General features: G+C 62.9%; 18 protein-coding genes. 11 read left to right on the plus strand and 7 right to left on the minus strand.

Features of this window, described 5'->3' with window-relative positions; translation table 11 throughout:
* The first annotated feature begins 40 nt into the window (after positions 1-40).
* Complete coding sequence (locus NKT35_RS01855) at positions 41-1,696, plus strand: ABC transporter substrate-binding protein (RefSeq protein WP_254298223.1); 1,656 nt, start codon at positions 41-43, stop codon at positions 1,694-1,696.
* Positions 1,697-1,804: 108 nt separating this feature from the next.
* On the plus strand, positions 1,805-2,230 hold the full coding sequence (locus NKT35_RS01860) for an Hsp20/alpha crystallin family protein (RefSeq protein WP_254298225.1): 426 nt from the start codon (positions 1,805-1,807) through the stop codon (positions 2,228-2,230).
* A gap of 343 nt (positions 2,231-2,573) precedes the next feature.
* On the opposite strand, the gene pepN is transcribed toward NKT35_RS01860, so the two are convergent.
* Both pepN and NKT35_RS01870 read right to left on the minus strand, forming a co-directional pair.
* On the minus strand, positions 2,574-5,192 hold the full coding sequence (gene pepN / locus NKT35_RS01865; RefSeq protein ID WP_254298227.1) for an aminopeptidase N: 2,619 nt from the start codon (positions 5,190-5,192) through the stop codon (positions 2,574-2,576).
* Positions 5,193-5,282: 90 nt separating this feature from the next.
* Positions 5,283-7,076, minus strand: coding sequence for a M61 family metallopeptidase (locus NKT35_RS01870; RefSeq protein ID WP_254298229.1), 1,794 nt, complete (start codon positions 7,074-7,076; stop codon positions 5,283-5,285).
* A 448-nt stretch (positions 7,077-7,524) separates the two neighbouring features.
* Here NKT35_RS01870 and ccoN point away from each other — a divergent pair, with 448 nt between their 5' ends.
* From ccoN to NKT35_RS01900, 6 genes are all read left to right on the plus strand, one after another.
* Entirely contained in the window at positions 7,525-8,949 is a 1,425-nt protein-coding gene (ccoN, locus tag NKT35_RS01875) for a cytochrome-c oxidase, cbb3-type subunit I (protein ID WP_254298231.1), read from the plus strand.
* 18 nt (positions 8,950-8,967) lie between these two features.
* The gene (gene ccoO, locus NKT35_RS01880) at positions 8,968-9,582 is read left to right on the plus strand and encodes a cytochrome-c oxidase, cbb3-type subunit II (protein WP_254298233.1); all 615 of its coding nucleotides are present in this window, start codon (positions 8,968-8,970) and stop codon (positions 9,580-9,582) included.
* A 3-nt stretch (positions 9,583-9,585) separates the two neighbouring features.
* On the plus strand, positions 9,586-9,777 hold the full coding sequence (locus tag NKT35_RS01885; protein ID WP_254298235.1) for a cbb3-type cytochrome oxidase subunit 3: 192 nt from the start codon (positions 9,586-9,588) through the stop codon (positions 9,775-9,777).
* Positions 9,774-10,703, plus strand: coding sequence for a cytochrome-c oxidase, cbb3-type subunit III (gene ccoP, locus NKT35_RS01890; RefSeq protein ID WP_254298237.1), 930 nt, complete (start codon positions 9,774-9,776; stop codon positions 10,701-10,703). The genes NKT35_RS01885 and ccoP overlap by 4 nt, the downstream gene beginning before the upstream one ends.
* A 119-nt stretch (positions 10,704-10,822) precedes the next feature.
* A complete protein-coding gene (ccoG, locus tag NKT35_RS01895; protein ID WP_254298239.1) occupies positions 10,823-12,256 on the plus strand; it encodes a cytochrome c oxidase accessory protein CcoG in 1,434 nt (477 codons plus the stop codon).
* Between the two features lie 3 nt (positions 12,257-12,259).
* The gene (locus NKT35_RS01900; protein ID WP_254298241.1) at positions 12,260-12,793 is read left to right on the plus strand and encodes a FixH family protein; all 534 of its coding nucleotides are present in this window, start codon (positions 12,260-12,262) and stop codon (positions 12,791-12,793) included.
* Positions 12,794-12,865: 72 nt separating this feature from the next.
* On the opposite strand, the gene NKT35_RS01905 is transcribed toward NKT35_RS01900, so the two are convergent.
* Complete coding sequence (locus tag NKT35_RS01905; protein ID WP_254298243.1) at positions 12,866-14,068, minus strand: MFS transporter; 1,203 nt, start codon at positions 14,066-14,068, stop codon at positions 12,866-12,868.
* Between the two features lie 93 nt (positions 14,069-14,161).
* Here NKT35_RS01905 and NKT35_RS01910 point away from each other — a divergent pair, with 93 nt between their 5' ends.
* Positions 14,162-15,856 (plus strand): ABC transporter substrate-binding protein, encoded by a 1,695-nt coding sequence (locus NKT35_RS01910; protein ID WP_254298245.1) that lies wholly within the window; start codon positions 14,162-14,164, stop codon positions 15,854-15,856.
* Positions 15,857-15,885: 29 nt separating this feature from the next.
* Here NKT35_RS01910 and NKT35_RS01915 read toward each other — a convergent pair whose 3' ends face one another.
* The 4 genes from NKT35_RS01915 to NKT35_RS01930 all read right to left on the minus strand — a co-directional run bounded on the left by NKT35_RS01915 (position 15,886) and on the right by NKT35_RS01930 (position 19,605).
* Positions 15,886-16,233 carry a hypothetical protein gene (locus tag NKT35_RS01915; protein WP_254298247.1) on the minus strand — a complete coding sequence of 116 codons (348 nt, stop codon included), beginning with the start codon at positions 16,231-16,233 and terminating at the stop codon, positions 15,886-15,888.
* Positions 16,230-16,706, minus strand: a complete 477-nt coding sequence (locus tag NKT35_RS01920; RefSeq protein ID WP_254298250.1) for a YbaK/prolyl-tRNA synthetase associated domain-containing protein — start codon at positions 16,704-16,706, stop codon at positions 16,230-16,232. Before NKT35_RS01920 ends, NKT35_RS01915 begins: the two co-directional genes overlap by 4 nt.
* Positions 16,707-16,953: 247 nt before the next feature.
* A complete protein-coding gene (gene rlmM, locus NKT35_RS01925) occupies positions 16,954-18,003 on the minus strand; it encodes a 23S rRNA (cytidine(2498)-2'-O)-methyltransferase RlmM (RefSeq protein ID WP_254298252.1) in 1,050 nt (349 codons plus the stop codon).
* Positions 18,004-18,219: 216 nt separating this feature from the next.
* Positions 18,220-19,605 carry a tryptophanase gene (locus tag NKT35_RS01930; protein ID WP_254298255.1) on the minus strand — a complete coding sequence of 462 codons (1,386 nt, stop codon included), beginning with the start codon at positions 19,603-19,605 and terminating at the stop codon, positions 18,220-18,222.
* A 629-nt stretch (positions 19,606-20,234) separates the two neighbouring features.
* Between NKT35_RS01930 and NKT35_RS01935 the strand changes: the two genes are divergently transcribed.
* Together NKT35_RS01935 and NKT35_RS01940 are read left to right on the plus strand one after the other, a co-directional pair.
* Entirely contained in the window at positions 20,235-21,611 is a 1,377-nt protein-coding gene (locus NKT35_RS01935) for a peptide MFS transporter (RefSeq protein WP_254298257.1), read from the plus strand.
* A 126-nt stretch (positions 21,612-21,737) separates the two neighbouring features.
* Positions 21,738-23,207 (plus strand): ArnT family glycosyltransferase, encoded by a 1,470-nt coding sequence (locus NKT35_RS01940; protein ID WP_254298258.1) that lies wholly within the window; start codon positions 21,738-21,740, stop codon positions 23,205-23,207.
* Positions 23,208-23,212 lie beyond the last annotated feature (5 nt).

The following is a 23,212-nucleotide window of genomic DNA, read 5'->3' on the forward strand; positions in this document are numbered from 1 at the left end:
TAAATACTTCCTCTTTTAAGCCATCTCACCGGAAGCCGCGATGCGACTGCAAGAACAATATCAACGCCTCTATCAGGCCTATGGCGACGCGCCGGCCCAACCCGGCCTGCCGCAACTGGCCGAGTTATGGCGCTGCAGCGAGCGCAACGCGCGCTTGCAGCTGGCCCGGATGCGCGAACTGGGCTGGCTGGAGTGGCTGGCCGGCCGAGGGCGCGGCAAGCGCTCCACGCTGCGGCTGCTGCAGCGGCCGGATGAGCTGGAGTGGCAAAAATTGCAAAACATGCTGGCGCGCGGCCAGTTGGAGCAAGCTTTCTCCCGGCTGGAGCCGGCCCGGCAGCAGCGGCTGCTGGCCAGCCTGTCCCTGCACCTGGGGGCCGGCGACAGCGGCCGCAGCCTGCGCATTCCCATTCCGCACGCGCCGATGACGCTGGACCCGCAGCAGGTCAACTCCCGGCTGGAGGCCCACCTGGTGCGGCAGATCTTCGACCGGCTGTGCCGGCACGACAAGCAGGGCCGGGAATTGCGGCCGGCGCTGGCCCACAGCTGGGAGAGCGACGCGGAAGGCCGGCACTGGCGCTTCTGGCTGCGGCCCGGCCTGCGCTTTCACGATGGCTCCGCGCTGGACGCGGAGACCGCCGCCGCCAGCCTGCTCAGGCTCAAGCGGCCGGACAACCCCTGCCAGGCGCTATACGCCCATCTGCAAACAGTAGATGTCCACGATGCGTTGTCGTTCAGCTGCCAGCTGGCGGAGCCCGACCAGCTATGGCCGCAGCGGCTGGCCGCCGCCAACGCGTCCATCGTGCCGCGGCGGCGCGGCGCCGACTTCGCGCGCCTGCCGGTGGGCAGCGGCCCATTCCGCGTCGAGCTGCACAGCCCGCAACGGCTGAAGCTGGCCGCCTTCGAACAGCACTACCGCGAGCGCGCCCTGCTGGACGCGATCGAACTATGGATCATTCCATCGCCGGACGAGCAGGATTTTCACCTGCGGCTGGAGTACGGCAGCCATCGCGGCGCCACCATGCTGCAATCGGCCTGCACCTATCTGCTGCTGCGTCCCGGCTCGCGCATCGCCGAGGACCAGCGTTTGCCGCTAATGAGCTTCCTCGCCGAGCCGCACCCGGTAGCGGCCAGCGACGACCGCGCGCCGGCCTGGGGCTTGCAGCCAGGCTGGCGCCATCCGCGCCCAGAGTCGGACAAAACGCCGCGGCTGAATGTCCGTGGGCTGACGCTGTTCCATTATGACCTGCCCTGCTTCCCCTCGCTGGCGGCCGCGCTGGCCGAGCGTTTGTCTGGGCTCGGCATCGCGCTGGAGATCCGTTGTCTATCGCGGCGCGAGTTCTTCGACTCCAGCGCTTGGCGCAACCAGGCGGACTTGATCCTGTGCAGCGAAATCCTGCACGACGACCGCGACTACGGCATGTTCGAGTGGCTGAGCGGCTGCGGCACCTTACGGCTGGGCCTGGATGACGCCGCGGCCGGGCGGCTGGCCAAGGACATGCGCCGGCTGCAAGGCGAAGCGGCGTTCGCCGCCCGCGAGGATGGCTACCGCCGCGCCGGCGACTGGCTGGTAGCCGAGGGCTGGCTGCTGCCGTTGTCGCACGAACAGGTGGGACATAGCGCCAGCCCGCAACTGGCCGGCCTGCAGCTGGGCGGCAACGGCTGGACCGATTTCTCCGGCCTGTGGCTGCGCGCTTGACGGCGATCAAGCAGGCACTCGATTGACACTTGAATCCGCGCGGAGCGCCCTTATCTCCGACCATAAGACGGCAACCGCCGTAAGCCACTGAAACGAAAGGAGAAGCAAATGAGCATATTGCCTGCCCGCCATAGCCTGTTTGACGAATTTTTCCGCGATTTCACCCCGGGTTTCTTTATCAAACCGCTGCATGGCGACGCGCTGCCTTCGCAGATCAAGATGGATGTTAAGGAAACCGGCGAGGCTTATCTGGTGGAGGCCGAACTGCCCGGCGTAGGCAAAGAAAACATCCATGTCGAGATCGACGGTCCGCTGGTGACGATCAAGGCCGAGGTCAAGCAGGTCGACGAATCGAACAAGGATGAGCAGAAGCTGCGCAGCGAGCGTTACTACGGCCTGGTATCGCGCAGCTTCCAGCTGCCGCAAGACATCGACCGCGAAACCTCTTCCGCCAAGTATGAAAACGGCGTGCTGAGCCTGACGCTACCGAAACGTCGCGGCGGCGGCGCGGGGCAAAGGCTGCGGATCGAATAAGCGCCTCTATCGGCCATAAAAAACGCACCGGGGCACCGGTGCGTTTTTCATTCCGGAAAGAGGCGGGCGATACAGCGTCCCCTCTCCCCAACCCCTCTCCCGCGGGGGAGAGGGGCTGTCCCCCAAATATTGCGGCTGTCTGCAAAACACCCTGCATGCCGGTCGTCAACCCTGCGGGAGGCCGCTCGCGCAGGGTGGAAGCCCCCAGAGGCGTGCCGCCTTACGCTTGGCTAGATGGCGGAACGCCCCGGCAAGCCGAGGCTTCCGCCCTACCAAAGCCCGTAGCGCGGGTTGGCCGCCAGGCCATACCCGCGAGCCACGCAAACCACGAGAGCCACGCGGATCAAGCCAGGATCTTGGACACGATCTCGTACACGTCCTTGGACAGCTCGGCCTTGGCCATGCGCTCCAGTTCGGCGCGCATCAGCGCCTGGCGGGACGGCTCCAGTTTCTTCAGGCGGCGGAAAGCGCGGGTCAGGCCGCTGGCGCCTTGCGAGTTGATCGGGTCCAGTTCCAGGATGCGATCGGCCAGGAAACGGTAGCCGCTGCCGTCCGCCGCGTGGAAATGGAAGGCATTGGCGCCGAAAGCGCCCAGCAGCGAACGCACCTTGTTCGGGTTGCGGATGCTGAAAGCCGGGTGCTGCAAGGCCGCTTCCACATGCTGCAGCGTGCCGTCCAGCTGGCTGCTGCCGATCAGCATGAAGAACTTGTCCATCACCAGCGCCTCGTCGTTCCAGCGCGAGGCGAAGGCGGTGAAGCACTCGTCGCGCTCTTCGCCGTCGCGGTCGCGCAGCGCCAGCAGCGCGCCCATCTGGTCGGTCATATTGTCCGCTTCCAGGCATTGCTTGGCGGCCAGTTCCGCCGGCCAGGCGTCGTCCAGACGGTTCAACATCCACAGGGCGCGGTTCTTCAGCGCGCGCTTGCCGGAATCCTGCGCCTTGTATTCGCGGGTGAGGTTGAGCTCGTAAGCTTCGCGCCATTCGCCGCGCAGCGCTTGCGAGAGCTGATCCAGCACGAACTCGCGCACCAGATGGATGATGCCCGGATCGGCGACATCGACCATTTCCAGGATTTCGCTTTCGGTCGGCAAAGTCAGCATCAAGGCCTTGAAGGCCGGATCCAGGCTATGGTTCTTCAGCACCGAGCGGAAGGCGCCGATGAACACTTCCGACAGCTTCAGCTCGCGGCCGGCCGCCGCCTCGTCTATCAGTTGCTTGAACAGACGCTCGGCGAAAGTCTGGCCGGCCTCCCAGCGGCAGAAACTGTCGCTATCGTTGGCCATCAGGAATACCAGCTGGTCGTCGCGCCAGTCGTACTCCAGCTTCACCGGCGCGGAGAAGCCGCGCAGCAGCGACGGCACCGGCTCGGCCGGGATGTCGATGAAGGTGAAGCTTTGCTCGGCGGACTTGACGTCCAGCACGCGCGAAGTGCCCGCGGCCTCAGCCTCGCCAGCCAGACGCAGCGGCAGATCCTTGCCGTCCGCGCCCACCAGGCCCAGGGTCAGCGGGATGTGGAAGGGCTGCTTGCTCTCCTGTCCCGGCGTGGCCGGGCAGCTTTGCTTCACCGTCAGCGTGTAGCTTTGCTCGGCGGCGTTGTAGCTGGAGGAGACGGACAGGCGCGGCGTGCCGGCCTGGCTATACCACAGCGCGAACTGGGCCAGGTCCACATCATTGGCGTCCGCCATCGCCGCGCGGAAATCGTCGCAGGTGACCGCCTGGCCGTCATGGCGCTTGAAGTACAGGTCCATGCCCTTGCGGAAGCCCTCGCGGCCCAGCAAGGTTTCGTACATCCGCACCACTTCCGCGCCCTTCTCGTACACGGTCATGGTGTAGAAGTTGTTCATCTCGATATAGCTGTCCGGGCGGATCGGGTGCGCGGTCGGGCCGGCGTCTTCCGGGAACTGCGCCATGCGCAGGCCCTTGACGTCGTCGATGCGTTTCACCGCGCGGCTGTAAATGTCGGCGCTGAATTCCTGATCGCGGTAGACGGTCAGGCCTTCCTTCAAACTCAGCTGGAACCAGTCGCGGCAGGTGACGCGGTTGCCGGTCCAGTTGTGGAAGTATTCGTGGCCGATCACCGCTTCGATGTCTTCGAAGTCGGTGTCGGTGGCGGTGTCCTGACGGGCCAACACATACTTGGTGTTGAAGATGTTGAGGCCCTTGTTTTCCATCGCGCCCATATTGAAGTCGCCGACCGCGACGATCATATAGATGTCCAGGTCGTATTCCAGGCCGAAACGCTCCTCGTCCCACTTCATCGAGTGCTTGACCGACTCCATCGCGTGCGCGGTCTTGTCCTGATCGGCCGGCTCGGTCCAGATTTCCAGCGCCACTTCGCGGCCGCGCATGGTGATGAACTTGTCTTTCAGCGCCACCAGCTTGCCGGCCACCAGCGCGAACAGATAGGAAGGCTTGCGGTAGGGATCCACCCACTTAACCCAGTGGCGCTTCTTGTCCACCATGCCTTCGCCCACCTTGTTGCCGTTGGACAACAGCACCGGGTACTTTTGCTTGTCGGCCTTGATGGTGGTGGTGAACTTGGCCATCACGTCAGGACGGTCCAGGTAATAAGTGATCTTGCGGAAACCTTCCGGCTCGCACTGGGTGAACAGATTGCCGTTGGAGGCGTAGAAGCCCATCAGGCTGCTGTTGCTGGCCGGGTCCAGTTCGGTTTCCACTTCCAGGATGAAGCTGTCCGGCACGCCGGACACGGTCAGCACATCCTCGGCCAGGCTGAAGCGGCTGCCGTCCAGCTTTTCGCCGTCCAGCGCCACGGCCACCAGCTTGGCGCTGCCGTCCAGCTTCAGGTCGGCGGCGGTCGATTGGCCATTGCGGTTGATCACCAGCCGCGATTGCACGCGGGTGGCTTCGTCTTCGATGTCGAACACCAGATCGACGCGGTCGATCAGGAAGGCCGGGGCCTGGTAATCCTTGCGGTACTTCACTTCCGGCTGTTGGGCCATGCGTGTCTCCTTCGGTCCGGCTCGTGGCCGGTCTCATTCATAGACAGAACGGCGCCGGATCGGCGCCCTTCTTTATCGTTCTGATTCGCCTCAGCGATTTGCGATCCACTTGCCGCCTTCCGGCAGCAGCTTCAGGCGGCAGGTATCTTCCGGCGCGGCCTGCAGCGTCACTTCGAAGCTCATCAGCTCGTCGCGGCGGAAGGCGTGCAGCTTGATCTTGTCGCCGGCGGCGCGGCGGGCGATCTGCTTGTCCAGATCGACAGCCTTCAGCTTGTCCACCGCCACCACCACGTCGCCGCCAGACAGGCCGGCAGCCTGGGCCGCGCCGCCATCCAGCACATGGGTCAGCTTGACGCCGGCGGCCTCGGCCGCGCCGCGCGCGCCTAGGGTCAGCGGCGCCGGCTTGCCGGCGAAGGCGTCCACCACGCCGCCGCGATCAGACGCGCCCTGGCCGGCTTCAAACTTCAATTCGATGCCCTGGCTGGCCAGCAGTTCCGCCAACGGCAGGTCCTGCGTGCTGCGCAAGGCCAGATCGAAGAAAGGCTTGAGCTTGAGGCCGGTGGTTTCGATGGCGATCTTTTCCCACTCGTCTTCTTGCAGGCCCTTGCCGTCGGCCAGCCACTTGGCCCACAAGGCGCGCATCACGTCATCCAGAGACTGCTTGCCCTTGCTGTCGCGGCGGATCAGCAGGTCCAGCGCCAGCGCGGCCAGCGAGCCCTTGGTGTAATAGCTGACGATGCTGTTGGGGCTGTTTTCGTCCTGGCGGTAGTACTTGGTCCAGGCCTCGAAGCTCGACTGCTCCAGCGTCTGCTTCATTCTGCCCGCGCCGCGTTGCACGCCGGTGATGGTTTCGGCCAACAGGCCCAGATAGCGCTTCTCGTCGATCAGGCCGCTGCGCACCAGCGCCAAATCGTCGTAATAGGAGGTGATGCCTTCGAAGGCCCACAGCAGCCGGGTCATGCCCTCGCGGTTCAGATCGTACGGCACAAACGCCGCCGGCTTCATCCGCTTGACGTTCCAGCTGTGGAAGTATTCGTGGCTGATCAGGCCCAGCAGCTTCAGATAGCCGTCGCTGATCTCGGCCGCGCCCGGCGCCGGCAGGTCGTCGCGATTGGCCACCAGCGCGGTGGAGGCGCGATGCTCCAGACCGCCGTAGATGTCCTTGCCGACAAACAGCATGAACACGTAACGGTCGAACGGCGCCGGCTCGCCGAACAGCTTGATCTGGTATTCGCAGATCTTCTTGGTGTCTTCGGCCAGGCGCTTCAGATCGGCCTGGAAGCGGCCGGAGACGACGAATTCGTGCGGCACGCCGCAGGCCTTGAAGCTGACCTTGTGGAAATCGCCCAGCTCCACCGGGTGATCGATCAGTTCGTCATAGTTGGCCGCGCGGTAAGCGCCGAAGCCGCTCTTTTTCTTGACGTCCGCTGCCGGCAGGCTGGTGGCGACTTTCCAATCGGCATAGGCCTTGCCTTCCGGCGCGTGTATCTCCACCGCGCAGGGCTCGTTCTCATAGCCCTCCGCCGCCAGAAACACGCTGGTGCCGTTGAAGAAGCCGCGCTCGGCGTCCAGATAGGCGCCGCGCACCGACAGGTCGAACGCATACACTTGATAGCGCAGCGTCAGCGCGCCCTTGGCCGGCTCAGCCTGCCAACGGTTCTTTTCCAGCTGACGCACGGCGACTGCCTTGCCTGCCGATTCAGCCGACAACTGGATGATGTGCCTGGAAAATTCACGGATCATATAACTTCCGGGAATCCACGTCGGCAAGAAAAACACCTGGCCATTTTTGGCTGGATGCAAAACAGTGGCGGAAACCTCGAACAGGTGCGCCTCCGGCGAAACCGGGCGCAGAGAATAGCTAACGGGGGGGACTGTGTTCATGATCTGCCTGCAAGCGTTGCAAAACTTGATGATTTTAGCATTTCCGCGAGTTTCGCGGCACGACTCATGGCGTATTGATCCATATCAATAAGACTTGTCTGCATGCCAATACAATTGCATCGAGTGGCAATATGGACTGTCATATCGCCATCCGTGAAGTCAAGCAAGAAAGGACATACTAGGACCGCGGCATGCCGCCATGCAACTGGCTTGAAAAAGCCAATTGATCTAGAATTGCGGCATTCTAAAAAAGGTTTTTGGTGCTGTCGAAAAGGCTTGGAAGCTGCTAATACAGACATCAAAGCTTATCGATACAGGTCAAGCACTCCTTGCCTTTTACGTTCGGTTCCCGCGACCTGGGCCACCCTGTCGAGATTGGGATGCAGGGCCAAAGTTCAAGTCGCCATGGTTTGTCTGTTCTGAGTTAGCAACCTTGGAGAAAACCTTAATGGATACGCAACCCACTTATAACTATAAGGTGGTGCGCCAATTTGCCATCATGACCGTTGTTTGGGGCATTGTCGGCATGTTGGTGGGCGTCATTATCGCGGCCCAGCTGGTGTGGCCGGAGCTCAATTTCGGGCCCTGGTTCCACTTTGGCCGCCTGCGCCCGCTGCACACCAACGCCGTCATCTTCGCCTTCGGCGGCTGCGGCCTCTTCGCCACCTCCTACTACGTGGTGCAACGCACCTGTAACGTGCGCCTGATCTCCGACAAGCTGGCCGCCTTCACCTTCTGGATGTGGCAATTGATCATCGTGCTGGCCGCCATCACGCTGCCGCTGGGCATCACCTTCGGCAAGGAATACGCCGAACTGGAATGGCCGATCAAGCTGATGATCGCCGTCACCTGGGTGGTGTACGCCATCGTGTTCTTCGGCACCATCGCCATCCGAAAGGTCAAGCACATCTACGTGGCCAACTGGTTCTACGGCGCCTTCATCCTGGCGGTGGCCTTGCTGCACATCGTCAACTCCGCCTTCATTCCGGTGACGCTGACCAAGTCCTACTCGGTTTACGCCGGCGCGGTCGACGCGATGGTGCAATGGTGGTACGGCCACAACGCCGTGGGTTTCTTCCTGACCGCAGCCTTCCTGGGCATGATGTACTACTTCGTTCCCAAGCAAGCGGGCCGTCCGGTTTACTCCTATCGTCTGTCCGTGGTGCACTTCTGGGCGCTGATCTTCACTTACATGTGGGCCGGCCCTCACCACTTGCACTACACCGCTCTGCCCGACTGGACCCAATCCATCGGCATGGTGTTTTCGCTGATCCTGCTGGCGCCTAGCTGGGGCGGCATGATCAACGGCATCATGACCCTGTCCGGCGCCTGGCATAAGCTGCGCACCGACCCGGTGCTGAAGTTCCTGGTGGTTTCGCTGTCGTTCTACGGCATGTCCACCTTTGAAGGCCCGATGATGTCGATCAAGACCGTCAACGCGCTGTCCCACTACACCGACTGGACCATCGGCCACGTGCACTCCGGCGCGCTGGGCTGGGTGGGCTTCATCACCATCGGCTCGATGTACTACCTGATCCCGCGCCTGTTCGGCCGCGAATCCATGCACAGCGTCAAGCTGATCGAGGCGCACTTCTGGCTCGCCACCGTCGGCGTGGTGCTGTATATCGCCGCGCTGTGGATTTCCGGCGTGACCCAGGGCCTGATGTGGCGCGCGCTGAACGCAGACGGCACTTTGACCTATGCCTTCGTTGAAGCCGTCAAAGCCAGCTATCCGTACTATTTCGTGCGCTTCCTGGGCGGTTCCCTGTACCTGCTGGGCATGCTGCTGATGGCTTACAACACCTTCCGCACCGTCTCCTCCGGCCGCGCCGTGGATGCCAAGATCCCGGCCATCACCGCTGAAGCTCACTAAGGAGGCGAAGGAAAAATCATGGACAAAATCCAGAAACTGATCGAAGAACATGTGGGTTGGCTGATCGTGCTGACCCTGCTGGTGGTCAGCGTGGCCGGCCTGGTGGAAATCCTGCCGCTGGCCTTCCAGAAATCGGTGACCGAGCCGGTGGCCGGCGTCAAGCCCTACACCGCGCTGCAGCTGGCGGGCCGCGACATCTACATCCGCGAAGGCTGCTACAACTGCCACTCGCAGATGATCCGCCCGTTCCGCGCCGAAACCGAACGCTACGGCCACTACTCCGTCGCCGGCGAATCGGTGTACGACCACCCGTTCCAATGGGGCTCCAAGCGCACCGGTCCGGACCTGGCCCGCGTGGGCGGCCGCTATTCCGATGAATGGCACCGCGTGCACTTGAACAACCCGCGCGACGTGGTGCCGGAATCGAACATGCCGGCCTTCCCGTGGCTGTCCAAGAACCTGGTGGACGCCGACATCTTGCCGGCCAAGATGACCGCGCTGCGCCATGTCGGCGTGCCGTACACCGACAAGGACATCGCCGAAGCCAAGTCGCAAGCCGAGGGCAAGTCCGAGATGGACGCGCTGGTCGCCTACCTGCAAGGCCTGGGTCTTGCGCTAAAGAATGTGCGTTGAGCCATGGACTGGGTCACATTCGGGCGCTCGCTGTTCACGGTGGTCTGCTTCGCGTTTTTCATCCTGGTGCTGATCATCGCCTATAGCAAGCGCTCCAAAAACCGGTACGAGGAAGCGGCCAACCTGCCCTTCCTGGACGACGACAAGGTGCAGGAAGCGCAACAAGACATGGCTTCCAACGGAGCAAGAAAATGAGTCAATTCACAAGCGATTTCTGGAATATCTGGATTATCGTGATCGTGCTGGGCGGCATCATCGGCCTGACCCTGCTGGTGTTCACTCAATCCAAAACCACAGTCAAAAAGGGCGAAGAAGTCCAGATCACCGGCCATATGTGGGACGGCGACCTGGCCGAATACAACAATCCGCTGCCGCGCTGGTGGATGCTGATGTTCTACATCACGCTGCTGTTCGGCTTGGTCTACCTGGTGCTGTATCCGGGCCTGGGCGACTACAAGGGCTCCTTCGGCTGGACCTCGGTCGGCCAGTACAAGGATGAGCGCGCAAAGGCCGAAGCCAAGTACCAGCCGCTGTACGACAAGTATCTGAAACAGGATCTGAAGGCGGTGGCCGCCGATCCGCAAGCCCAGGAAATGGGCAAGCGCCTGTTCCAGACCTATTGCGTGCAATGCCACGGCGCGGATGCGCGCGGCGCCAAGGGCTTCCCCAACCTGGTGAACCATGACTGGCTGTATGGCGGCGATCCGGCCACCATCAAGACCACCATCATGGGCGGCCGCCACGGCCAGATGCCGGCCTGGGGCGCGGTGCTGGGCGAGGAGAAGGTCAAGGACGTCGCCAACTACGTGCTGTCGCTGTCGGTCAACAAGAAGAAGTTCGACGCCGAGCGCGCCAGCCGCGGCAAGGAAACCTTCGCCACGCTGTGCTCGGCCTGCCACGGCGCCGACGGCAAGGGCAACCAGCAACTGGGCGCGCCGAACCTGACGCACCCGTCCGGCAGCTGGCTGTACGGCGGCACCGAAAAGACCATCATCGAAACCGTCACCAACGGCCGCAACAACCAGATGCCGGCCTGGAAGGACTTCCTGGGCGAAGGCAAGGTTCACCTGCTGGCGGCTTACGTCTGGAGCCTGTCCAACAATCCGAAGGCGCCGCAATAAGCGCCAGCCGCACCCTCGCCGCCCGTTCATGCGGGCGGCGTTTTCGCACTTCACCCACCCAGAGGCTTTCGTAGAACCCATCCCGGTGAGTTTTACCAAATCCTCTCCAGGAAACCGACATGTCAGACTCCTTGAAAAAGATAGCCGTCAAGGTGGAGAACGGCGGCAACAATCAAGCAACCGTCTCGCTGTACGAATCCCAAAAGAAAATTTACCCTCGCGCCGTCAAGGGCACCTTCAACAACTTCCGCGTGCTGTTCGTGCTGTTCACCCAGCTGTGGTATCTCGGCCTGCCCTGGCTGCAATGGAACGGCCGCCAAGCGGTGTTCTTCGATCTGGTCGACCGCAAGTTCTATCTGTTCGGCCTGACCGTCTGGCCGCAAGACTTCGTTTACCTGGCAGCCTTGCTGATGTGCTGCGCCTTCGCGCTGTTCACCTGGACCACCATCGCCGGCCGGCTATGGTGCGGCTATTCCTGTCCGCAGACGGTGTACACCGAAATCATGCTGTGGATTGAGCAATGGGTGGAAGGCGACCGCAACAAGCGCATGAAGCTGGACGCGGCGCCGATGAGTTTCAACAAACTGCGGCTCAAGTCCACCAAGCATCTCATCATGATCGTCTTCTCGCTGTGGACCGGCTTCACGCTGGTGGGCTACTTCACCCCCATCCGCAGCCTGGTGGCGGCGATGCCCAGCTTCAACTACGGCCCGTGGGAAACCTTCTGGATGTTCTTCTACGGCGGCTTCACCTATCTGTTCGCCACTTTCATGCGCGAGCAGGTGTGCAAGTACATGTGCCCCTATGCCCGCTTTCAGAGCGTGATGTTCGACGCCGACACCCTGATCATTTCTTACGATGAAGCCCGCGGCGAACCGCGCGGCGCGCGCAAGAAAGGCAGCGACCCGAAAGAGCAAAACCTCGGCTCCTGCATCAATTGCAGCATCTGCGTGCAGGTGTGCCCGGTGGGCATCGACATCCGCAACGGCCTGCAATACGAGTGCATAGGCTGCGCCGCCTGCATCGACGCCTGCGACGATGTGATGGACAAGATGAACTACCCGCGCGGCCTGATCCGCTACACCACGGAAAACGCGCTGGAAGGCAAATATCCGGAAAAAGCCATCGCCTCGCGACTCAAGCGCCCGCGCGTAGTGCTGTACAGCCTGGTGCTGCTGATCGTGTTCGCCGCCGCCGTCACCTCGCTGGCGATGCGCAAACCGTTCAAGGTGGACATCCTGCGCGACCGCGCCTCGCTGGTGCGCGAGACCGAAGACGGCCAGCTGGAGAACACCTATATCGTCAAGATCATCAACACCACGGAACAAGACCAGATTTTCAGCATCTCAGCCTCAGGCCTGCCGGACATCAAGGCCAAGGCGGAAAAGCCGCAGATCCGCGTGGCGGCGACCCAAACCGAGGCCATCACCGTGCACGTGCAGGCGGACCCGCAATACGCCACCAAGGGCAGCCATGAGATCCACTTCCAGATCCAGTCCCTCAATCACCCCGGCCTGAGGGTGGAGGAAAAATCCAGCTTCATCGGAGAATAAACGATGCAACACACCGCCCACCACCCGCCCCGCCCCTGGTACCGCGAGCCTTGGCCGTGGATTTTGTTCGGCATCCCGCTGGTTTCCATCATCGTCGGCGTGTTCTTTCTGATCACCGCCATCCGCTCCGACGACGGCCTGGTGACCGACGACTACTACAAGAAGGGCAAGGCCATCAATATGGAGCTGCGCCGCGACAAAGTCGCCGCGCAGATGGGCCTGTCCGGCCAGCTGATGTTCGGCAACGACGGCCGCAGCTTAAGGCTGATCACCACCAGCAAGGCGCAGCTGCCCGACACCCTGACGCTGAAGATGATCCATCCGGCCCAGGACGATTTCGACCAGGGCGCGGAAATGACGCTGACCGGCCCCAATCTGTACCAAGGCGTGCTGAGCAAGGAACTGGTCACCGCCAACCACTGGTATGTGCAGGTGGAAGACCACGACAAGAAATGGCGCATCGTCGGCGAATGGAAAACCGCCCAAGGACCGATGGCGCAGCTGGGCCAGCCCAAGCTGGAGCCGGTGGAGCACTGAGACAGGCCATGCCCGACGAAAACGGCCCGCGATGCGGGCCGTTTTGCTTCAACTAGCTGAGTGAACAGGTCATCAGACCACCGTTCTCACCCGGCTGAAACAACATAGCGCGCCCGCCGCCAGTTGCCAGGCCGCCGTCGCCAGCATCAAGGTCCGCAACGGCATGTCGGCCGACAACATCCCGCCCAGCAACAGCGCCAGCGGCATCAGCAATTTGAACAGCGAGCCGGTCAAGCCGGACACCCGGCCGATCAACTCCGCCGGCGTCGCTTCCTGCCGATAGCTCCAGATGCCGACATTGCCGCACACCACGGCAAAGCTTTGCAGCGCCATCGCGCCGGCCAGCCAGGTCGGCGAATCCAAACACGCCTGCGCCGCCATCCCCGCCGCCTCCAATAGCAACGCCAGACAAATCATCCGTCCCAGGCCCAGCCAGCGCCGCACTTGCGCCACACGCAAGCCCGCGACGATGCCGCCCGCGCCGGCGCAGCCGAACAACACGCCGAGCTCGCCAGGCGACAAACCCAGTTGGTCGCGCGCCCGGAACAGGAACAGCACCTCGGCCACGCCAGCCGAGCCATTGGCCAACACCACAATCCAGCTGAGCTGCCACAAGGCAGCGTTGCCGCGCAAAGCGCGCCAGCCATCGGCCAGCTCCGTCAGGAAGCGTCGTTCGCGACTTGGCCGAACGGCGGACTTGGGTACCCGGACCATCAGCAGCGCTGAGCACAAAAACATCACGGCCGGCACGCCCAGGCTCCAATGCGGACGGGCCCAGGCAATCAGCAAGCCGGACAGCAAAGGCCCGCTGACGGCGAAAACATCGGACAGCGTGCCCAAATAGCCATTGGCCTGCACCAACTGCGCCTGCGGCACGCTCTCCTTCACCAAGGCCATCCGGCAGATGGCGGTCACGTAGTTGCACAGCATCACGCAGAAGGTCAGCGGATAGAACAGCCAGGCGCGCATGCCGCCCGCGGCCAGGGCCAACGCGCATCCGCCCAACAGAACCGCCATCGCCAGCAAGGCCCGCTGCGCCCAGCTGCGGCGGCATACTCTGTCCACCCATACGCCGATGACCGCCGCCAGAGCCAGGTTGGGCAGAAACTCCACCGCCCGCAGATTGCTCATCGCCGCCAGGGAGTGCGTCAGCTCATACAAGATCAAGGGCAAGGCCAATTGATAAATCTGGCCGCCCAGCGCCAGCAAGGCGGTGGAGGCGAACAAGCCGGCGAACACCGGCTGCCGCCACAAGGAAGAAGAAACAGCCGACATGCGCGCTCCATGACATTTGACAGAGGCGCCAGTATCCGGCACAAAAGCGGAGAGAAAAACGGACAATCAACCCAATCCTTCTCCCCTTTTCATATGCGCCTCCCCCACCATTACGCGCGGCTGTGCCGAGCCTTCCCCCGCCATCATGGCGAAATACGTCTGGCCGAGATTGCCGATGCCTTGTGCTGCAGCCTCCGCCACGCCCGCCTGCTGCTGAGCCAGATGGCGGACCAGGGCTGGCTGACTTGGCGAGCCGGCCTCGGCCGCGGCCATCCCTCTCGCCTGGCCCTGCTGGCCGACCCGATGGCCTTGGAGCGAGACGTCCTGCACGCCCATCTCGCGCGCGGCGACATTGAAAAAGCGCTGCAGACCTTGTCCCGCGAAGGACAAAAGCGGCTGACCGCCCTGCTGCCAGGCTATCTGGGCATGGTCGAGGGCGAAACCCGTGCGCTGCGGCTGCCCTTCTATCGGCCGCTGCACAGCCTGGACCCGGCGCAAATCAATCGCCGCACCGAGAACCATCTGATACGCCAGATCTTTGACGGCCTCACTCGCTACGACCTGAGCCTCGGCCGCATCGTGCCGGCGCTGGCCCACCACTGGCAGGCGGATGCCGGTCTGCGCCATTGGCGCTTTTATCTGCGGCCCGGCGTGCGTTTTCATCATGGCCGCCTGCTCGATGGCGAAGATGTAAGGCAAACGCTGTTGCGGCTGCGGGATGAGCCAGGCCCTCACCATGGGCTGCTAGCGCATCTGACCGAGGCGCGGCTGCTGGCGCCGCTGACGATAGACTTGCTCCTCAACCGCGCCGACGCGCTGCTGCCGCAGCGGCTGGCCCATGCCGCCGCCTCCATCCTGCCGCGCGATGGCTGGACACTGCCGGATTTTGGACAGCAGCCGATAGGCACCGGCGCTTTCAGACTAGCCGTCAATAATGAGCGCCGCGCCGTCTTGCAAGCATTCGAGCAATACTGGAAAGAGCGGCCGCTGCTGGATGCAGTGGAAATCTGGGTGGTGAACGACCCCGCCATCCGCGCCAAATTCGACGCCCGCGTCATCCTCCCTGGCGAAGCGTCGCAGAACAGGCCCCAATATCAGCAAGCGGAGCCCGGCTGCAGCTACTTGGCGGCCCATCCGGCAAGCTTGAGCCATAGCCAGCGGCGTCAATTAGCAGACTGGCTGCATCCTGGCGCATGGCAGGCTCGCGTCGACGACGAGCCGGCTTTCGGCATGCTGCCGCAATGGCGGCACAGCCACGCTCCCTGCCATGCCGCGCCCCCCGAGCTGCCCGCCGCCCTGCGGCTGACGACATACCAACTGGACAGCCATATCGAGCTGGCCGAAGCCATCGCCGTTCGGCTCCGAGAGGCGGGTTGCCGCGTTCAACTCGACGTCAAAAGCTATCCCGACTTCGCGCGGATGGACTGGCTGGATCAGACCGACTTGCTGCTGAGCGGCGAAGTGATGGGCGACGATATCGACTTCGGTCTGTATCAATGGCTATTCCAGCAAGCGGGCTACCGCCATTGCCTGGATGACACTGCCCTGCGCTGGCTGGATGCGCGCGGCCAAGCGCTAGCGGCGGAACCCAGCTGCGCACAACGCTGGCAGGGCTACGAAAACTGCGCCAGGCAATTGGTGGAGCAAGCCTGGCTGATACCGCTGCGCCACCATAGACAAAACTGGGACGCTGCGCCCGAGGTGCAAGGCGTGAGTTTGAGCCAATGCGGCTGGATGGATTTTTCGCGGCTCTGGTTCTCTCCCCTCGTCGAGCTGCCGCGGCCGTGAAAAGCCTGTCAGGAAAACCAGACAGAAATTTAAACTGATGCTTCTGCGTGATAGCGCAGCCAAAAAGCCTCCCGGCAGGCGTTGTCGAAACTCTTGCGCGCGGGTTCGATGCCGGGCGAGCACCCCAGCTCCAGCACCTCGTAAGTGATCCAGCACTCGGAGCAGGCCAGTTCGCTGGGGAAATCATCCATCTCTATGCCTCGACGGATCACGACGCCGTTATCGAAGCGGTAGTCCCGCTCCTGCAGCGTCACCTCGCAATCGGCTTCGCGCCAGCTGTCTCGCCGCTCTTCCCGCCCGACGATGCGTTCCGCCCCCGCCCCACCCATGATGGCGCGGGCGTAGGCGGCCAGCGTTTCAAGCTCGTTTTCCTTCATGCCGGTTCCTTGCGGATGTCGGCCAACAGCGGCTGCGCCAGTCGACGGTAATCGTCGCTATCCAGCACCATGGAGGCATCCAGTCTCCCGGCGTTGAAAGCGATTTCGCGATAACGCGCGAGCAACTGCGGATCCACCACCAGCCGGATGGAATCGCTGAAGCTGAACGGCGGAATCGAACCGATGACGCAGCCGGTGGCGGCCTCGGCGTCGGCCGCATCCGCCAGCTTCACCTTGCGGGCGCCGACCGCGGCGGCCACCTTGGCGAAATCCACCCGCTCGTCGCCGGGCAGCACCGCCAGCACGAACTGGCCCGCCTCATCCGCCACCCGGCACAGCATGGCCTTGGCGCCCTGCCCCACCTCGGTGCCGCGAATCTCGGCCACCTTGTGCGAATTGCCCTCGGCCGGGTGTTCTATCACCCGGAAGCGGGCTTGGCCATCGGCAAGCAGTTGGCGTAAACGTTCGAACATGAATATCCTTCCCCAAGCTGAAAAGCGAATCGGCCGCACGCGGCGGCCCATCTCAAAGCCATCTCGCGCATTCGCGGACAGTCAGCGCCGCCAGCCATGAAATGAACCAGATAGCCCCTCCATGCTGCAGCCCTCTACACCCCGCAGCGACGCGCTTCGCCGAAAGCATGGCGCGGCGGCGCGCCTAACCCTTAACTGAACAAATGGGTGCGACCACGCCCGCCTTCAACCGGGCCGAAGGCGAAAATCAATGCTTGCGCGGCGCAATGGCCAAATAGCAGGTGATCTCCTCCCTATCGTGGTAGAGCTGCCTGGCGTTCAGTTGATAAGCGATGCCTGCCCGCCTGAGCTTTTGATCGATCAGCGCGAAGCATTTGCCGCTTTCCAGATAGCGCTTCTTCATCGGCAGCTTCAAATTGAATATGGCTTGGCGGCAATGGCCGGACACAAACCAGCGGGCGATCAGCTCGGCGATGCGGATGGGCTGCTCCACCATGTCGCAGACCAGCCAGTCCACCGGCCGCCTGGGCTGGAAGCGGAAGCCGTCCTCGCGCAAATGCCTGACCTGGGGATGGCCATCCAGCGCGCCTTTCATCGGCCCATTGTCCACCGCCCACACATGGAGTCCGCGCAGCACCAACTGATACGTCCAGCCGCCCGGCGCCGCGCCCAGATCCACTGCTCGCATGCCTTCGCGGAAACGACGCTCCGGCTCATCCACCAGCGTATGGATGGCCTCCAACAGCTTCATGGTCGAGCGGCTCGGCGCGGCGGACGGCATCCGCAAACGCGGAATGCCGTTTGGCCAGTCGCCGGCTCGGACCGGCCGGCTGCAAATCCAGACCTCCCCGCGGCTAGGGAAAAACAGATGCAAGCGCCTGTTGGCGGTTTCATCCAGCCAGCCTCTCGTCCTTGCCGCCGCCGTCACATGCTCGCCGAAATGGCGGCAAAAGCCGGACAAGGCTTTGCCCTCATTGGTATCGGGGCGCTCCAGCCAAATCGCCTGAAACCGCGGCGCGTCCAGCCTGGACACGCTGGCGAGGATGGGGCTCAAGCGGTCGCGCTCGTTCAAATCGATGCGATCCAGCACCGCCAGCGCCTGGCGGGAGAAGATCAACCGGCTTTGCGGCAGCAAACGCCAAGCCTTGGCCGAAAGCGCGGACAAAACCACCCAGCCGCTGTGTTTCTCGACGCGCCCGCCGCCGGCGGCCTCCAGCAATTCTTCGGCGCATTCATTTTCAAAACCGGGACGGCAATAGGCCAACACCGCATCAGACAGGCTTGCTATAGATTTCATAACATCCGCATAGAGGGAAAAGAACCAAGCCATGCCGGCAAATTCCGCCATGGCTTGCGTCCTCTCGCCTAACCGCCGCCTCATTACCGAAGCCAGCGGCCAGCCTGCTACTGTAGCCCCTAGCCCGCCCCTGCGATATATGAATGTCATTTACACTGCGCGCCGCGCGCTGGCGGCCTCGGCCGGGCCTTCCCGCTCAACCGAGGCTCGGGCTGGCTATGCCGGCTGCAAACGCGCCATGAAGTGCCTGAGAATAGGCGGCTCGTAGTCGAAGGCCAGTCCTCTGACCGCGGCCGCGCGCCGTTTCACCTCGATCAGGCAATCGGCGATGTAATCCATGTGGTCGTTGGTGTAGACGCGGCGCGGAATGGTCAAGCGCATCAGTTCGAACGGCGATGGCTCCTGCTTGCCGGTCTGTGGATTGCGCCCCAGCAGCAGCGAACCGATCTCCACCGCTCTCACCCCGCCCTCCAGATACAGTTCGCAAGCCAGCGCGTGCGCCGGGAACTGCTCGGGCGGAATATGCGGCAGCAACAATTTGGCGTCGACAAACACCGCGTGGCCGCCGGTCGGCGTCTGGATGGGCACGCCGCCCTCGCGCAGCCGCTCGCCCAGATACGCCACCTGGCCGATGCGATAGCTGAGAAACGCGTCGTCCAGCCCTTCTTTCAGGCCTATCGCCAGCGCCTCCATATCGCGCCCGGCCAGGCCGCCGTAAGTGACAAACCCTTCCATCGGCACGCAGCGCACCTGCGCGGCGCGGAACAGCGCCTCGTCGTCCTTGAAGCAACACAGTCCGCCGATATTGACCAGGCCGTCTTTCTTGGCCGACATGGTGAACATATCGCCGTGGCTGAACATCTCGCGGACAATGTCGGCCAGGGATGCCTCGCCGTATGCCGGATCGCGCCGGCGGATGAACCAGGCGTTTTCGGCGAAACGGGCGGCGTCTATCACCACCGGGATGCCGCGCGCGCGCGCCAGCTCGCTGACGGCGCGGATATTGCCCATCGATACCGGCTGGCCGCCCGCGCTGTTGCAGGTGATGGTGATGATGACCGCGGCGACGTTGTCGCCCTCGGCCTCCAGGATGTCGCGCAGCCGCGCCAGATCGAAATCGCCTTTCCAGTCATAAGCCGCGCCGGTATCCAATGCTTGCGGCGTCAGGGCGTTGACGGCGCGCGCGCCGGCCAGCTCGACGTGGGCCTTGGTGGTGTCGAAATGATAGTTGGACAGGAACACCGGCCGTTCGCCGCGGCAGCGTTTCACCAGTTCCGGAAACAAAATCTGCTCCGCGCCGCGGCCCTGGTGGGTAGGGATTGTGTGGGCGTAGCCGAACAGTTCGCGCACGGTATCGGCCAGGTGGAAGAAATTGCGGCTGCCGGCATAGGCCTCGTCGCCCATCATCAGCCCCGCCCATTGGCGGTCCGACATGGCGCCGGTGCCGCTGTCGGTCAGCAAATCGATATAAACGTCTTCCGCCTTGAGCAGGAAGGGGTTCCAGCCGGCTTGCTCCAAAGCCAGGCGGCGTTCGGCCGCGGTAGTCTGGCGAATGGGCTCGACCATCTTGATTCGATACGGCTCCGGGATGCGACGCGTCATCTTGTTCTCCCTGCGCGCCATGCGCGCATGATTGGGCCATGCCCGGCGCGGGGCGCGCGCGGGACGGGTAGAACTCAGCAGCGTGTCGGGTGGGGAAAGTCGCAATTCAGGACAACGTCAAGGGTATACCATGCCGGCCTGGGCCAGCCCTGCCGCGACCATGCGCGCATGGCAAGCCGGCGCGGCCTGCGGCCATGCCGCACCGGCGAGGCCTGGGCGGCCTCGGTTGGAGTCGGAAACTGGCGGCATGAGCCGTTTCGGCAATGCAGCAAGGCGAGTCGCGGCAATCGCGGCATCTTCATCCAAATAATCAGTAAAGTCCTATTCAAAAATAGTCAGCGCCCTCCCCGTCTGCAAGCCTGTGTTTTGTAAGTTGAATACAATATTCAACATACCAATAGCATTTCCATGGGCGTTCACTGCAACTAAAAACCATGAATTATCTTCATAACAACAATGATTAAGACCAGAAAATTACAAATGCATTAATATTTGTTGAAAAAAATTTTCACATCGCAACATTTACTAGCTATGATCCCTCCCTGCCTACAAAATCCAAGGCAAGAAAACCAATAACAAAAACATCGCTCGTTGTTAGTGATGTCTCAAGTCACTCATAGGAAACCCTTATGTCTACTCAATCGCATCCCAAAGGGCTGTATCTGCTCTTTGTGACGGAGATGTGGGAGCGCTTCAGCTACTACGGCATGCGCGCCATTTTCGTGCTGTTCATGCTCAAGGCCCTGCTGTTCGACAAGGCGCACGCCGCCGACATCTACGGCACCTATACCGGCCTGGTTTACCTCACCCCGCTGATCGGCGGCTACATCGCCGACCGTTACTGGGGCAACCGCCGCTCCATTCTGGTGGGCGGCGTGCTGATGGCCATCGGCCAATTCATGCTGTTTTTCTCCGGCTCGCTGCATGACACCAATGTCGCCACCGCATCGGCGATGCTGTACGGCGGCCTGGGCTTCCTGATCGCCGGCAACGGCATGTTCAAGCCCAATATCTCGTCGATGGTGGGCCAGCTGTACGCCCCGGGCGACAAGCGCGTGGACTCCGCCTTCACCATCTTCTACATGGGCATCAACGCCGGCTCGCTGATCGCGCCGCTGGTGTGCGGCACGCTGGGCGATACCGGCAATCCGGCCGACTTCAAGTGGGGCTTCATGGCCGCCGGCTTCGGCATGCTGCTGTCGCTGACCGTGTTCTCGCTGTTCAAGAACAAATATCTGGTGACCCCGGAAGGCAAGGCCATCGGCCTGCCGCCCAAGCGCCACCACGAAAGCGGCGAGCGCGTGAAGCACGACCCGCTGACCAGCATCGAGAAGCAACGCCTGGCGGTGATCCTGATCGTGTCCGCCTTCGTGATCTTCTTCTGGTCCGCCTTTGAACAAGCCGGCGCCTCGCTGACCTTCTTCGCCGAAGAGCAGACCAACCGCAACCTGCTGGGCTACACCGTGCCGGCGTCGTTCTTCCAGTCGATCAACCCGATTTCGGTGGTGATCTTCGCCCCTATCTTCGCCTGGATCTGGACCAAGCTCGGCAATAAGGGCATGGAGCCGTCCTCCCCGGCCAAGATGGCGCTGGGCCTGTTCTTCCTGGCGCTGGGCTATCTGGTGATCGCCTTCGGCGTGGATGGCCTGCAGCCTGGCGTCAAGGTCAGCATGCTGTGGCTGGTCAGCCTGTACATGCTGCACACCTTCGGCGAACTGAGCCTGTCGCCTATCGGCCTGTCGCTGGTGGTGAAGCTGTCTCCGTCCCGCCTGACCGGCCTGATGATGGGTATCTGGTTCCTGTCCAACTCCGCCGCCAACAAGTTTGCCGGCATGCTGTCGGAACTGTATCCGGACCCGGCCAAACCGGCCCCGCACTTCCTGGGCTACGCCATCAACAATCTGCACGACTTCTTCATGCTGTTTGTGTTCATGGCCGGCGCCAGCTCGCTGATCCTGTTCGCGCTGTCCACCGTGCTGAAAAAGATGATGCACGGCCGCCAGTAAGCGGATCGCCCGATCGCCCCAACGCCACCTCCGGGTGGCGTTTTGCGTTCCGGCGCGGGGCAGACGCCAGGCCCGCTCTGTGATAGCCTTGCGCCGAAACAATCGCGCTCTGAAACAAGACTCTGCATGAAAAACGCTGCAAGCTCCCACTGGCGGAAACACGCCGTTTACGCGCTGATCGCCCTGCTGCTGATCCGCCTTTTGGCGCTGTGGGCCATTCCGCTCACCGACACCACCGAGGCGCGCTACGCCGAGATCGCCCGCAAGATGCTGGAAACCGGCAACTGGGTGACGCCGCTGCACGACTACGGCGTGCCGTTCTGGGCCAAGCCGCCGCTGTCCACCTGGCTGTCCGCGGCCTTCATGGGGGTGTTCGGCGTCAATGAATTCGCCGCCCGGCTGCCCGCGCTGCTGCTGGCGCTGCTGACGCTTGGGCTGACCGCAGGCCTGATGCGCAAGCGCCACGGCGCAGACGCCGGCCTCGCCACGGCCCTATTCCTGGGGGGCGGCCTGCTGTTTTACGGCGCAGCCGGCACGGTGATGACCGATCCCTCCCTGCTGTTCTGCGTCACCCTGAGCCAGGTCGCCTTCTGGCATGCGATGAACGGCGGCGGCAAGCTGTGGCGCTACGCCTTCTTTGCCGGCCTGGGGCTGGGCCTATTGGCCAAGGGACCGCTGGACGTGGTGCTGGTCGGCATGCCGATCTTCTTCTGGGTATTGCTGCGCAATGAATGGAAGCGACTGTGGCGCGAACTGCCGTGGATTTCCGGCACGCTGCTGGCCGCCGCCATCGCCCTGCCCTGGTATGCCTGGGCCGAAATCCGCACGCCGGGCTTCCTCAATTACTTCATCATGGGCGAGCACGTCAGCCGCTTCCTCGACTCCGGCTGGAAGGGCGACAAATACGGCTTCGCCCACGCCACGCCTCGCGGCATGATCTGGCCCTATGCCCTGGGCGCGCTGTTTCCGTGGTCCTTGGCCATGCTGGCCTGGCTGGCCTGCCGCGCCAAGCGCCTGCCCGCGCTGATCCGCTCCGGCCAGAACGACGGCTGGCTGCTGTACCTGACCTTATGGACCATGATGACGCTGCTGTTCTTCACCATGTCCGGCAATATCATCTTCCCTTATTCCTTGCCTATGTTGCCCGGCGCGGCGCTATTGATGGCCGAGCTGTGGCAACGCGGCCGCAATGAAAAATCCGGCCGCGCCCTGCCTTGGCTGGCGATGGTTTCCGGCTTGCTGGTCATCGCCGGCATGGGCTTGCAATGGCAGGACGGCGCCAAGTACTTCCGCACCCAGAAGCCGGTGATCGCGGAATGGCAAGCGCGCCAGCCATCGGCCGACGCCATGCTGTTCTACTGGGACAGCCGCCGCGAGTTTTCGGCCGAGTTCTACGGCCAGGGCAAGGTGCGCACCACCGCCAAGCCGGAGGCGCTGGCCACGCTGCTGGCGGCTCATCCCGGCAGCTGGATCGTGACCGAGCAGCGCGATCTCGCCACGCTGCCGCCAGCCATCGCCGGCGCGTATCGGCAGGTCAAAGCCTTCCCGGTGATGAAAGACACCATGCTGCTGCTCAAGCCGGCGGCAGGCCATTGATTCGG

The sequence above is a fragment of the Chromobacterium sp. IIBBL 290-4 genome (assembly GCF_024207115.1).
GTDB lineage: Bacteria > Pseudomonadota > Gammaproteobacteria > Burkholderiales > Chromobacteriaceae > Chromobacterium.